Below are 13,688 nucleotides of genomic sequence, written 5' to 3'. Positions count from 1 at the left end.
ATTTAGGTACATACTGACTATAAAAGATTAGTTTTCACAGTTCATTCATATACTTCCCCCTTGAGCTTCTTAAACAAATGCTATAATGGCAAAGAAACTAATGGAATTCATTTATTCGAACTATGGTGTATCAGGAGGTTTAATCGTGAGTAAACGCAAAAAGAAACGCCTGCTTATTCGAGTGTCCATCTTGACGGTGTTAATAGCAGCAGTTGTCTATACTTTATATTCCACTTTAACTGACGACGATAGAATGCTTGTTAAAGCAGGAGATGCTGCGCCAGATTTTGAATTAACAGATCTGGACGGTAACGCTCACCGTCTCTCGGACTATAAAGGGCAGGGAGTTTTCCTAAACTTTTGGGGCACTTGGTGCAAGCCGTGTGAAAAAGAGATGCCTTATATGGAAAATCAATATCAAGTGTATAAAGATGAGGGTGTTCAGATTCTTGCCGTCAATGTAGGCGAATCAGAATTCCAGGTGAATAACTTTGCAAATGAGTATAATTTATCATTTCCTGTGGTACGTGATGCTCAAAAAGATGTGATGTATGCCTATGCAATCGGTCCGCTTCCTACTACTCTGCTCATTAATCCTGAAGGTGAGGTAGTAAAGGTGGTAAAAGGTGAAATGACAGAAGAAATGGTAGCAGAATACATGGAAATGATTAAGCCATAACGTTAGGGGTCTTACGCATGAATGAAATAACCTGTAAGTGCGGCCACGTGAATCCAGAAGGAACAGAACTTTGCTTATCATGCGGGCGTACTTTATCGAAGGATGCAGAAAACAGAAAAACAGCTGATGTAATGCGATATGAGGGAATGGCGAGAAGGTCTCAAACGTACAATCTTTCGATAATAGATAAAATTTGGAATTTTTTCTCCTCAGTAAAAGTAGGGGTGTGGCTGATTGTCACTACGCTTATTGCATCATCTCTTGGAACAATCTTTCCTCAGGCCCTGTTTATCCCACAGGGAACAGAGAACGTCTATTATGAAGAAAGATACGGAATAGCCGGAAAAATATATTATGTGCTCGGTTTTCATGATTTATACAGCTCATGGTGGTATTTATTACTAATTGGAGCAATCGGCACATCAATCATTATCGCGAGCCTTGACCGTGTAATACCACTATATAAAGCATTAAAACATCAGCGAATAAACCGGCATGAATCTTTTATGAAACGACAACGGGTTTTTTCGGATTATTCTGTTGAATCACCTGAAAAAACAATCGCTCAAATAAGAGAACGGCTGGAAAAAAAGCGCTATCGCATTCGAGAAGAAAAAGATCATTTACTAGCTGAAAAAGGAAGATTTTCAAGGTGGGGTCCTTATATAAATCATATAGGCTTAATTATCTTTCTTATTGGCGGGATGCTCCGTTTCGTTCCTGGTATGTATGTTGACGAAAATATGTGGATCCGTGAAGGAGAAACGATGGCAATTCCCGGAACAGGTCAGGAGTACTTTTTAAAAAGTGACGGGTTCACTGTGGAGACATATGAACAAGGTGAAGACCCTGAAGTATTTAATAACACCATTGAACGAGAAGGCGCGATTGCTAAAAACTATCAGACGGATGCTCATCTCTACCAAAGAGAACAAGGAAGCATTGCTGGTCAGCAAGGCGAGTTAGTAGAAGTACAAAATGGAGCCATACAAGTCAATCAGCCACTTAAATTTGACCAATTTGCTCTCTACCAGGTCGATTTCCGGCAAGATGAGTACTTATCGATGAGTTTTAATATGACAAACAAAGCCTCAGAGGAGTCAGTCGGCTCATTTACGATTAGATTTGATGAACCGCAAAAAGTATACGAACTTGAAAATGGCTACAGTGTGGAGCTGACAGAATATTTTCCTGACTTCTCCGGATTTGAAGATGGCGAACCTCAATCTGTTTCTCCTATTCCCAATAACCCAGCTTTTTTAGTTAGATTATTTTCACCTGAAAAGCCGGATGGAGAAGTAGCATTCATTGGGATTCAACGAAACGTGGAGCCGCTTGGCGAAAATGACTATGCATTGGAATTTGCAGGAGTCGAGACCAGAGATGTCTCCGGATTAACCGTTCGAAAAGATCTAACTCTATGGATCTTAGGGCTTGGTGGAGCAGTCTTTATGATTGGTGTCGTACAAGGCGCATATTGGAATCATAGAAGGCTGTGGCTGAAAAAAACTGCTGATGGCAGACTTCTTGCCGCTGGTCACACGAATAAAAACTGGTTTGGTTTACGAAAAGATCTCGAATATGTGTTTGATTCCACAGGTTTAGAAAAGCCTGTCGATCACCAGGAAGAAAATTTAAACAGGAATACATCCGCTGACGCAAAGGAGGAAAATAACCGTGACTCAACTAGTTAGCATTAGCAGTACCCTGCTTTACGCAGCGTTTGTGCTGTATTTGATCGCGACTGTGTTTTTTGCCGGTTCTATAAAATCAAAAAAACATACGAATCAAACAGGAAAAAATAAGTGGGCAACGATTGCTATTACCATTACGATTACCGGGTTCATTTCACAGCTTGGTTATTTTATTACGAGGTGGATTGCATCCGGACATGCTCCTCTAAGCAATTTATTTGAGTTTATTACATTTTTTGGCATGATGCTTGTAGCCGCTTTTATTATTATTTATTTTATTTACCGTACGCATGTTTTAGGTGTTTTCGCCTTGCCCATTGCCTTGCTTATTATCGCCTACTCAAGCATGTTTCCAAGAGATGTATCACCACTTATCCCCGCTCTGCAAAGTGATTGGCTGGCCATACATGTTTCAACGGTTGCTGCAGGTGAGGCAATTCTTGCCATCAGCTTTGTAGCTGGATTAATCTACTTATTAAAGGATGTTGACTTAGCAAAAAAAGGGAAGCAAACCTTTTGGCTTGAAGCCGTTCTTTTTAGTTTAGTTCTCGTGGTTGGGTTTATTGTATCAACAACTGCAGGCTCTATAGCCGGCTATGAATCTGAATTTGCGTACGTAAATTCAGAGGAAGAAGCAGCAACTGCACAGTACGCCCTTCCGGCACTAGTCATTCCTCATCAAGGTGAACTGCTGACAGAAGGACAATTTGCTACATCATTGTCGATGCCGGCCATTGTTAACGCCAGCAGATTAAATACTGTCCTTTGGTCTATACTTACAGGGACAATCCTTTATCTGGTGCTGCGATTAGTAACAAGAAAAAGCATATCCGCTTTACTGCAGCCTCTTGTAAAGCGAGTAAACTTAAATCTTATGGACGAAGTCGGCTACCGTTCTATTTTAATCGGTTTTCCAGTGTTTACATTAGGTGGTCTTGTATTTGCTATGATCTGGGCCCAAATCGCCTGGACACGATTCTGGGGCTGGGACCCGAAAGAAGTGTGGGCTTTAATTACTTGGCTTTTTTACGCAGCATTCCTCCATCTGAGATTGTCTAAAGGATGGGAAGGAAACCGTTCTGCTTGGCTTGCTGTTATCGGTTTTGCTATTATTATGTTTAACTTGATTGCAGTGAACCTGATTATAGCAGGCTTGCATTCTTACGCTTAAAACATAAAAGGTTGGAACATAATCTGAGAAAAAGGTAAAAAATGAGACAGTATATATCATCAGTATGAGGTGAGCGGAGCGGAAGGCGGGGACTCCTGCAGGATATGACGGTTGCTTGAGACTTTGCAGGGCAAAGCCCTGGAAAGGCTCAAGCTCCCGTCCCTGCGGAAAGCGTCCGCCTGAAGCGAAGTGAACCGGTCAAAGAGCTTGAGACACATTTGTCCCAGGCTCTCTATTTAAATAAAAATACATATGCATAAGGAGGAAACAAGATGAGTGAAATGGGCCATATTTTAGTTGTGGATGACGAAGAAAGAATCAGGCGCCTTTTAAGGATGTATCTTGAGCGGGAGGGTTATTCAATCGTTGAAGCTGAAGACGGGGACCAGGCACTTGCTCTGGCGCTGGAAGAAAATTTTGATTGCATTTTACTTGATCTAATGATGCCAGGAAAAGATGGGATACAAGTATGCAGTGAACTTCGAGAAGTAAAAGCTACACCAGTGATCATGCTGACAGCAAAAGGGGAAGAAGGAAACCGGGTACAGGGATTTGAAGTTGGAACGGATGATTATATTGTTAAACCGTTCAGTCCAAGGGAAGTAGTGCTCAGAGTGAAGGCATTGCTTCGCAGATCCTCCACTACCAACTATCTTCAAACTGAAACAAAAGCAAAAGATATGATTGCCTATCCTCATCTTGTCATAGACAACGATGCTCACCGTGTCACAGCAGACGGTCATGAGGTGACATTGACGCCAAAAGAATATGAATTATTGCTATTTTTAGCAAAAAGTCCTGATAAGGTCTACGATAGAGAACAATTATTAAAGGAAGTATGGCATTATGAGTTTTTCGGAGACCTCAGAACCGTGGATACCCATGTTAAGCGTTTACGCGAAAAGTTAAACAGAGTATCTGAGCAAGCAGGAAAAATGATTGTTACTGTGTGGGGGGTTGGGTACAAGTTCGAGGTACTTGATGAATGAGAATATGGAGAAGTGTAGTAGGCAAGCTCTGGATGACAATTCTATTGCTTGTCTCCTTTGTTCTGTTTATTTTGACCATTTTATTGCTTGAATTTTTCCAAAATTACCATGTTGAAGAAGTTGAACAATCTCTGCAGTTTGAAGCACAGAAAATATCCCGCATATTAGAAGATCATAGCGACATGGATCTCAGTCTTCAAATTATCTCGGAAATTGTGGATGAGCCGGTCTATGCATTAGTGACAATTGAGAATGTTGGGACATTTTCTTCCGATGGAAATAAAGCATATCAGCAGGATGTTAGAGAATTAATTGAACAGAGTACGGTTTTTTCAAGCGTGACAGAGCAGCAGAAATCTGTTCAGCAGGAACTGTCCGTTGAATCGGACGCTTCATCAAACCGCTACGAAAACGTTATTATAACCGGGGTTCCTTTTACCTTTACAGATGGCAGTTCAGGAGCAGTTTATGTTTATCAATCGTTAGAAGCATTACAACAGACAACAGAACAAACAACGCGAATCATTGTCTTAGCAGCAGGGATTGCAATCATTCTGACAACTATATTTGCTTTTTTCCTTTCCACCAGGATTACAGCTCCGTTAAGAAGAATGCGTGAGGGAGCTTTTGAGGTAGCAAGAGGTAAATTTGATACGAAAGTTCCGATCCTTACTCAAGATGAGATAGGCGAACTTGCTACAGCATTCAATCAGATGGGAAGACAGCTTAAGCATCACCTTGATGCATTAAGCCAGGAAAAAGAGCAGCTGTCGAGTATTTTAAGTTCTATGGCAGATGGAGTCATTACATTTAATCGGGACGGCACTATATTAATTTCAAACCCTCCAGCTGATCGCTTTTTGCAATATTGGTATCAGGAGCAGGCAGCAGGAATGAATGAGGCTCTGCCGCCGCAGCTTCAGGAACTTCTTCTGCGGGTAATGGAAACGGACGAAGAGCAGGTAGGGGAAGTAACAATTTTAGGAAGAACTTTTGTCACCATTCTCAGTCCGCTGTACAGCGGCGATCTGGTGCGAGGAGCGGTAGCTGTTATACGGGATATGACTGAGGAAAGAGGCCTTGAAAAGCTTCGAAAGGATTTCATTGCAAATGTTTCTCATGAACTAAGGACTCCTATTTCTATGCTGCAGGGATACAGCGAGGCAATCGTGGATGATATTCCTCAGACGGATGAAGAGAGAAAGGAAATTGCCCGAATTATTTATGATGAATCCTTGCGAATGGGCCGCCTTGTAAATGAATTGCTCGATCTTGCAAGAATTGAAGCAGGTCATATTACCTTGCATTATGAAACGCTTCCCGTGCTGCCTTTTATGGAGCGAGTTATAAATAAATTTAATGTCGTATCAAAAGAAAAAGACATCAGGCTGACCATTGACTCTCTTTTAGCAAAAGAGGATGAATGGAGATTTGATCCCGATCGAATGGAACAAGTGCTGACTAATCTACTTGATAATGCGCTTCGTCATACACACGATGGCGGAATTATTCAATTGACGGTTTCAATAGAAGCCAAACGGTTAACAGTTGAAGTAAGCGACTCTGGCATCGGGATTCCAGATGAAGACCTTCCATTTATTTTTGAACGATTTTATAAAGCCGATAAAGCAAGGACGAGAGGACGTTCAGGTACGGGTCTTGGCCTTGCAATAGTAAAAAACCTTATTGAAGCACACAATGGAGCAATTGAAGTAGAAAGCAATCTTAATCAGGGTACGACTTTCAGGTTTCAGTTGCCGGATAAGCAGCTGTAAATCCACAATAGCTCAGAAGTCTTTTCAGCTTTTAAATAAAAAGATCCTATGCAGACAGCAAACTTGTCCGCATAGGATTTTTTTGTAAAGATTTATCAATTAACTGGAGGTCCTTTGGCGCTTTACAGCAGGTATCCTTGAGCCTTAAAAAGACTTTCCGCATTAATAAAGATGGCTATGTAAAACAATGTAGAGCCGGTATTTTTACGGCTTCCTTATTATATAATCTGGCAGACTATTCCAGTCTATCTGTTTAATCGTTTGCAGATATAGTACACTAGATGTGAAACTTTTTAAACGTACATACGACTAATGAAATGAACGGGGAGGAGACTAAAATGGACTCCGTTTTTAAGAGGTTATATACGGATTATCAACAGGATGTATTTCAATTCCTGATTTACTTAGTTAAGAATCGAGATATTGCAGAAGATCTAATGCAGGAAGTCTTTATCCGTGTTATGAAATCCTACGGACAGTTTCAAGGGAAAAGTTCTGAAAAAACGTGGCTGTTTTCTATCGCAAAAAATGTAGCCATCGATCATTTCAGGAAACAATCAACAATCAAAAAAAGAATTTTAAGCAGTTTTGACTGGTCAAAAAAAGACCTTGCTTCTGAATCTCCATTACCATATGAGATAGCTGAATTGAATGAGAGTATGAAAGAGTTATATATGTGCCTGGATCAATGCACAACAGATCAGAGGATGGTTGTGATCATGAGGTACATTCAAGAGCTCAGTATAGCAGAAACGGCTCAAATATTAGGATGGACAGAAGGAAAAGTTAAAACGACTCAACATAGAGCAATTAAAAGTTTAAGGGAGAAGATGTCGAACAGGAAGGAGGCAGAAAGCAGTGAGCGGTTCAAAGTGGAATAATAAAGATATTGAAGAAATGTTAAATAAGATGCCGAACTTCAAAAACAGACAAACGGCTGAAATGATGTATAAAAAAATAAAGCTAAAAGAAAGCAAGAAAAATAAAAGAAGGACATTGTGGATTCCAGGAGCAGCCAGTGCTGCTGTTTTGATGCTGCTTTTTCTATTAATTTCTCCTTTCCTCAACAGCAATAATGAGATGAATATCTCATCAGATAATGAAGCGGTTGATTCTTACCATGAACAAACCACAGAAGAATCTGCAGAGGATTCTCATATAAACAGCTTAGAGGAAGAAAAAACTGAACTTACAATAGAAAGTAATTCTAGTGATGAAGCAGAAGATGAAAATCCTGCTATTCAGGAACAGAAAGAAAAGCCTGGTGAAGAAAACAGCAGCAATGAGGCCAAGGATCACGGGTCTTTCTCAGAAACAGAGCCAGCAGATGAGTCTAAGCAGTTTGATGAAAATCTTAATGCAACTATTTTTAACGCTACCGTAGAAGAGCAGCCTCAAGGGACTGCCTTATATTCTGCTGAAGCAAGCGGCCGTTCTTATTTCAAAACCGCTTTGGTATCATGGGATGGATATGTAATTCCTTTTACATTTCTTTTGCCGGAAAAAGAAAATGAAGACAGTAGCATTGAATTATACAACAGATGGGCTGATGAAATTGACGAAGAAGCAATAGGCTTTAGTGACTATCACCCTGTAACAGTTGATCTATCCACCCCATCGAAAGATAGTATTACAGGAACGATAGATAATTTTAGCGAACGTATAAAAGAATCTTCTTTTGACGTGTTGAATGAGGTATTAAAGCAAACGTTTGGCCACGATAATTATCGTCTTTTTAAAATAGCCAATGGTGAAGGAGAATTTGAGGGTACTGATTCAATGGGGGGACAGGACATTTCATTAAATAATAAAAATAAAGGTTATTATTTATATAGAGATGATCGGACTTCCAACGTGTATTTTGCCCAGTCTTATGCCTCTTTTGCAACGATTGAAGATGCCTTGAAAAAAATGCAGCAAGAGGTGCCAAACGGTTTTACTAAAGTATTGCCTGAAAACATAACCATCGAGACTCAGCAGGAAAACGATTTGCTGACTATTACACCAAGCAAGCAGATTAATGACTTTACCGACGAGGAGAAGAAGAACTTCATTGAAGCTGTGCTGCTCACGGCTGCTTCCTTTGGAATGCAAGAGGTTTTATTTGAAAACATATCAGATTCCAGGGAACTGGGGTTTGATCTTGAAAAACCGATTGTGGTTCCTCTTGGTCCCAATAAACAATTTATTCGATAAAAAAACTGCGAAAACCATTGGTTTTCGCAGTTTTCTGTTATCTATTCAAATTTAAGAGCATCTCCATTAAATGGTTCATCTGCTACTTTAATGGAGTCAGTAGGGCACCCTTCAAATGCGTCCAGCATATCGTCAAACAATACATCCGGTACTTCTACTGTCCCTTCATTATCATCTAACGTTACAAATGCAATACCTTCATCATCGTAATCGTAAATATCTGGAGCAGCAGCCCCACATGCGCCGCATGCTATGCAAGTATCTTTGTCAACTATTGTATATTTTGCCAATTTAATTCCCTCCTAGTTCAATAAATCCTCTAAAACACAAAAAAAGTATCATGTATCATTCTAAACATGTCATTGAGCTTTTTCAATAGAAAGATGCTTAATCTTCAATGGAATTGCTTGAACCATTCTAATTTTACCCTATTAGACAAAAAGAAATCGGACAGTAATCGACAAAAACATGATAAAATAAAGCAATGAACTCATTAAAGGAGAGCTTTTATGACCTATTTGGATGCGATCTTATTGCTCTGTTTTCGCTTATTTAATGGAGATCGAAGCCGCTCCGCAATTTTTCATTTGATATCAGGAAAGAAAACTTCACAGACAATTCAAGACGCTCATTTATATGGAGCGCATGATTTCTTTCAAATTTATCCGCACTTATCAAGGAAATCTTTTGATCAAAGTTGTGAGCGCCTAATAATGAACAAGTATTTAATCGAGTTTCAAGAACAAAGATGGCGAGTATCGGAAGACGGAGAAAACGCACTTGACGCTTATTTTAAAAATCATCCTTTTCCCTTTTATTTAAAAGGCTGGCTTTACCATGACAGAGCAACAATTTTTTGGAAAAGACTTTTGTTGCTATCCCAGTCTTTGTCGAATTACATTCATCAGGAAAATCGATTTTTTCCTGTACAGCGTGATCCCGATATTCAACACTGGGTAAAACATACATTTTTAAATTGGAAAGATGATAGACGCAAAAACACTAAAAAACTATATTTAGAATTAACGAAGATCTTTATGAAAAATAAATTTCCAGATCATCCTGATTATATTGTTCAGCAAATGACCGGCTTTCAATTAATTGGGCAAACCCCCCGGCAGCTGGCTGACCATTTTAAAACGGATGAATCAGAAGTGCATATTCGTTTCTTAAACACACTTCACTATATTCTTACAGAAATACAAGATAAAAATACTTATCCAATCCTTAATTCAATTCAGAAGGATATAACTCAAAAAGAATTTGTCCTGACTGTTTCCACTGAAAAAACGCTGAGATACATCCAACAGTTCTATACCATTGAAAAAATAGCGCAGATTCGAAATCTAAAAACAAGCACGATTGAAGATCATATTATCGAGATTGCCCTTATGGTCCAAACGTTTTCCATTGAACCTTATGTGGAGCTCAGTCTGCAGGATGAAATTTGGCTTGCTGCTAATAGCATAAGAAATAAAAGAATGAAAGAAATAAAAGATTTAGTGCCAAGGGCAAGCTTTTTTCAAATTCGGCTGGTACTCGTATCCAAAGGAAGGACGGACAATAAATGGAAGATACCTTATTTAAACACTTTGGATTCAGGTCTTTCAGAGAGGGTCAAAAAGAAATCATCGAAAGTATAATCGCAGAAAAAGATACCATTGCAATGCTTCCAACCGGTTCTGGTAAATCTCTATGCTATCAGCTTCCATCCTATATTTTGCATGCACAGGTTCTTATCGTTTCTCCTTTACTTTCTTTAATGCAGGACCAGGTTGAGCAGATTAAGATCAGAGGAGAAAAAAAAGTTATAGCACTTAATTCCTTTTTATCTTTCAAAGAAAAAAAACAGGCGCTTAAGAATTTGCAGCACTACAAATTTATCTTTATTTCACCTGAAATGCTCAATCTTGCTGAGATTTCAGAAGCACTATCTTCTTGCAGCATCCGTCTATTTGTTGTGGATGAAGCGCACTGCATCTCTCAATGGGGACCGGATTTCAGGCCGGATTATCTTCAACTTGGTGCGATTAAAGAAAAACTAGGAAGTCCCGTTACACTTGCGTTAACTGCTACTGCAACAGTAAAAATCAGAGCTGATATTTGTCAAAGCTTAAAAATGGCCAGCCCGGATGAGTGGGTTTACTCAGTCAATCGTCCCAATATAGCTTTGAAAGTGGAACAACTTTCTTCCTTTCAGGAAAAAATCCATACGTTAAAGCAATTTATAGAAACTTTGTCCTCACCCGGCATCGTCTATTTTTCAAGTAAAAAATTAGCAGATGAGCTTGCAGAAGAAATGAATCAAACAACTGCCAAAAAGATTTCAAGTTATCATGCCGGGCTTGAACAGGACCAAAGAATTCTTATTCAGCAGCAATTTTTAACGGATCAGCTTGACTGGATCTTTGCTACAAGCGCCTTTGGCATGGGGGTCAATAAAGAAAATATCCGGACAATTATACACTTCCACCTTCCTTCAAGTATGGAGGCTTTTGTGCAGGAAATTGGCAGGGCTGGACGTGATGGTGAAAAAAGTTTGTCAATCCTGTTATACTTATCTAAAGATGAACAAATTACGACAAATTTACTGGAACTTGAAAGGCCTTCATTACGTCAAATAAGTGAATTTGAAAAAATTAAGCACACAGCCAGCGGTTTAAAAGAAATTGAAGAAAAAACGGGTCTATCGGAGGTTCAAAACAGAGTTTTGCATTATTACGCTAAAATAGAAACGAACCATTCGAACTGGGCGGGTCACGTTAATCAATTAATTTTAAAGCGGATGGTTGAAAAAAAACGCAAAATAGATCAAATGGTTACCTATGTCACCACAGACAATTGCAGAAGACAATTAATTGTGCGGTGTTTTGATGAAACAAACTCTATTATTCAGCCGTTTTGCTGTGATCAATGCGGCTTTCCTCTTGAATCTTATATTGGAAGCCTTGGGTCTGAGCAAAGAAAAGTAATAACCTGGCAAAATCGGTTAGCATCAATTTTTAAGGAGAATGAAAATGATGGGTGGACAAAAGACTATTGATCGTATCACTCACCAGCAATTGATAACATCAGTTGTGGGAACTCAAATTTTCTTTTTGGCCGCATCCCTATTCTTAGGGTTCTTGTTATTTGAAAGTTTTCATTTGTTTACCGGCTTATTCGCGATCTCATCAACTATGATAGGGGTTGGGGTTGCAGCAGGTCTAATGATCGTTTTTTTGGATATATGGCTTATGAAGCTTCTTCCAAGTCGTTATTATGATGACGGCGGAATAAATGAGAAATTATTCTCAAATGCGAGTATTGCTCAACTTTTATGGCTTGCGATGATCGTAGCGCTGGCAGAAGAATTACTTTTTCGCGGAGTTATTCAAACGAACACAAGTTGGATGCTGGCAAGTCTTCTTTTTGCAATTGTTCATTTTCGTTATTTAAATCATTGGTATCTTACATTAAATATTGTGATTCTAAGTTTCATTATTGGGGGAATATATGAGTGGACCAATAGTTTGTGGTCAACTATCAGCCTGCATTTCATCGTTAATTTATTATTAGGCTTATATATTCAGCAAAAATCTAAACATAAAAAAAGAAAAGAAGGGGAATTACATGAAACGAGATCCTTATCGTGACCAGGCAAACAAAACACGACAGGAAATTACTGCAGCGGATCAAAGCATCCATAAAGAAAATGGAGGTGAAACATCGAGGCTGGCTTTGCATGGAAAGAAAAGAGATGAAAAGGCCGCTCAAAAAAAACCTTTTCCTTTAATTCGGGTGCTGGTGGCATTATTTGTTCTTCTTCCTGTTACGGTAGCAATTCTTTCTTTAACGTTAAATAATTCTGAGAGTGGTATTACGAATGCGACAATGGATCGCGATAGCGCATTTCAAGTTGACCGTGCTCAACTGTCACCTGCAGATGAACAACCGGATACGGGAATTACAGATAGTGATGAAAGAGAGGAAACGCCGGAAGAATCTCCTTCAGATGCAGAAACATCCAAAGATGACGATGCAGAGGAAATAAACGAGGAAAAAACGGAGGCTTCAAATGAAACGGAAGAAGCTGTCCAGGAAGCTGTAGAGGAACCTGCAGAACCAGCGGCAGAAGAACCTGCAGAACAAGTTGTAGAAGAACCTGCTGAAGCAGAAACGGATTCAACCACTGATGTTGAGGAAGAACCCTCATCCTCGGCTGTCCATACTGTTCAGGCAAGTGAAACACTGTATCGTATATCCGTAAACTATTTCGGCAATGGAGACTGGGTGGAGAAAATTAAAGAAGTAAATGGGCTCAGCAGCAACGAAATTTCAGAAGGTCAAGTATTAGAGATTCCCAGTCAATAATTGATGGTGATGATAGAGTAAATCAGGCAGGATATTATCAGGTTAGAAGCGAAGAATGTACTATAATAAATTACGAGGTGAAGCCAATGTTTGTAAAAAATGCAATGATTGCTAATGCTAAATGTTATACTGTTCAAGTTAATGATTCTATTGAAAAAGTCATTACACTATTGGAAGAAAACGGGATCGATGGTGTCCCTGTATTAGATAATTCCCAATATAAAGGTGTAGCAACAAAATATCATATCTATAAAGCCTTTTTTGAATCTGGTAAATCAAGGGAGGAATTTAATTCTGTTGTTACAGCACAGGATATTGCAACCCATCAAGATACATATCTTAAGGGTGATGAAATTTTTGAAACGACCCTTTATGAACTAAATGATTTCCCTTTATTATCAGTAGTAGACGAGCAGGGAGATTTTAAAGGCATTGTTACGAGATATGATGTTTTCAATCAGTTTCAAAGTGCATTCGGTATGCATAAAAAAGGAATTAGGATTGCCTTTACTTCAGTCGAAACAGAAGGAAGAATTTCGAGGCTTGCGGATATTATTCAACAATTCCATGAGTCAGTCATCTCTCTTGTAACGTTTGATGAAACCGATAAGCTTGTCAGAAGAATCGTGTTAAAAATTGAAAAACGCGATAATATAGAGAGGTTTTTAAAAAAATTAGAGAAATCAGGCTTTAGAATATTAGATATTAAAGAAGAGTAGAGCGCAAATACGAGGCTGTAACAGGACAACAATCTTTTTCAAATTGAGTTTGTTTAAATTGTTGCGATGAGGTGAACGGAGTAGAGTGAACCGGATAGAAGAGGTTGAGACA

General features: G+C 39.1%; 13 protein-coding genes. 12 read left to right on the top strand and 1 reads right to left on the bottom strand.

The window, feature by feature from the left end; genetic code table 11:
* Positions 1-100: 100 nt before the first annotated feature.
* The 7 genes from resA to KR50_RS10780 all read left to right on the top strand — a co-directional run bounded on the left by resA (position 101) and on the right by KR50_RS10780 (position 8,504).
* The gene (gene resA, locus KR50_RS10810; protein WP_052476977.1) at positions 101-679 is read left to right on the top strand and encodes a thiol-disulfide oxidoreductase ResA; all 579 of its coding nucleotides are present in this window, start codon (positions 101-103) and stop codon (positions 677-679) included.
* Between the two features lie 17 nt (positions 680-696).
* Entirely contained in the window at positions 697-2,373 is a 1,677-nt protein-coding gene (gene resB, locus KR50_RS10805; RefSeq protein WP_052476975.1) for a cytochrome c biogenesis protein ResB, read from the top strand.
* A complete protein-coding gene (ccsB, locus tag KR50_RS10800) occupies positions 2,357-3,544 on the top strand; it encodes a c-type cytochrome biogenesis protein CcsB (protein WP_041058067.1) in 1,188 nt (395 codons plus the stop codon). Before resB ends, ccsB begins: the two co-directional genes overlap by 17 nt.
* A 272-nt stretch (positions 3,545-3,816) precedes the next feature.
* The gene (locus KR50_RS10795; RefSeq protein ID WP_041058066.1) at positions 3,817-4,533 is read left to right on the top strand and encodes a response regulator; all 717 of its coding nucleotides are present in this window, start codon (positions 3,817-3,819) and stop codon (positions 4,531-4,533) included.
* On the top strand, positions 4,530-6,308 hold the full coding sequence (locus tag KR50_RS10790) for an ATP-binding protein (RefSeq protein WP_041058065.1): 1,779 nt from the start codon (positions 4,530-4,532) through the stop codon (positions 6,306-6,308). The genes KR50_RS10795 and KR50_RS10790 overlap by 4 nt, the downstream gene beginning before the upstream one ends.
* Before the next feature lie 317 nt (positions 6,309-6,625).
* Positions 6,626-7,189 carry an RNA polymerase sigma factor SigX gene (gene sigX / locus KR50_RS10785; RefSeq protein ID WP_084215561.1) on the top strand — a complete coding sequence of 188 codons (564 nt, stop codon included), beginning with the start codon at positions 6,626-6,628 and terminating at the stop codon, positions 7,187-7,189.
* Complete coding sequence (locus KR50_RS10780) at positions 7,167-8,504, top strand: hypothetical protein (protein WP_041058063.1); 1,338 nt, start codon at positions 7,167-7,169, stop codon at positions 8,502-8,504. The genes sigX and KR50_RS10780 overlap by 23 nt, the downstream gene beginning before the upstream one ends.
* Before the next feature lie 41 nt (positions 8,505-8,545).
* Here the strand turns inward: KR50_RS10780 and KR50_RS10775 are convergent, their stop codons facing one another.
* Positions 8,546-8,794, bottom strand: a complete 249-nt coding sequence (locus KR50_RS10775) for a ferredoxin (RefSeq protein WP_041058062.1) — start codon at positions 8,792-8,794, stop codon at positions 8,546-8,548.
* A gap of 219 nt (positions 8,795-9,013) precedes the next feature.
* On the opposite strand from KR50_RS10775, the gene KR50_RS10770 reads away from it, so the two are divergent.
* The 5 genes from KR50_RS10770 (at position 9,014) to KR50_RS10750 (ending at position 13,576) form a co-directional block, all read left to right on the top strand.
* A complete protein-coding gene (locus KR50_RS10770) occupies positions 9,014-10,147 on the top strand; it encodes a helix-turn-helix domain-containing protein (RefSeq protein WP_041058061.1) in 1,134 nt (377 codons plus the stop codon).
* Entirely contained in the window at positions 10,072-11,547 is a 1,476-nt protein-coding gene (locus KR50_RS10765; RefSeq protein WP_041058060.1) for a RecQ family ATP-dependent DNA helicase, read from the top strand. The genes KR50_RS10770 and KR50_RS10765 overlap by 76 nt, the downstream gene beginning before the upstream one ends.
* Positions 11,525-12,139, top strand: coding sequence for a CPBP family intramembrane glutamic endopeptidase (locus KR50_RS10760; RefSeq protein ID WP_052476973.1), 615 nt, complete (start codon positions 11,525-11,527; stop codon positions 12,137-12,139). The genes KR50_RS10765 and KR50_RS10760 overlap by 23 nt, the downstream gene beginning before the upstream one ends.
* Positions 12,117-12,857 carry a LysM peptidoglycan-binding domain-containing protein gene (locus KR50_RS17975; protein ID WP_052476971.1) on the top strand — a complete coding sequence of 247 codons (741 nt, stop codon included), beginning with the start codon at positions 12,117-12,119 and terminating at the stop codon, positions 12,855-12,857. Before KR50_RS10760 ends, KR50_RS17975 begins: the two co-directional genes overlap by 23 nt.
* A gap of 86 nt (positions 12,858-12,943) precedes the next feature.
* The gene (locus KR50_RS10750) at positions 12,944-13,576 is read left to right on the top strand and encodes a CBS domain-containing protein (RefSeq protein WP_041058058.1); all 633 of its coding nucleotides are present in this window, start codon (positions 12,944-12,946) and stop codon (positions 13,574-13,576) included.
* The last annotated feature ends 112 nt before the right edge of the window (positions 13,577-13,688 follow it).

The organism is Jeotgalibacillus campisalis (genome assembly GCF_000829515.1).
In the GTDB taxonomy this organism is placed as follows: domain Bacteria; phylum Bacillota; class Bacilli; order Bacillales; family Jeotgalibacillaceae; genus Jeotgalibacillus; species Jeotgalibacillus campisalis.
This window is presented reverse-complemented; position numbering and strand designations above follow the sequence as displayed.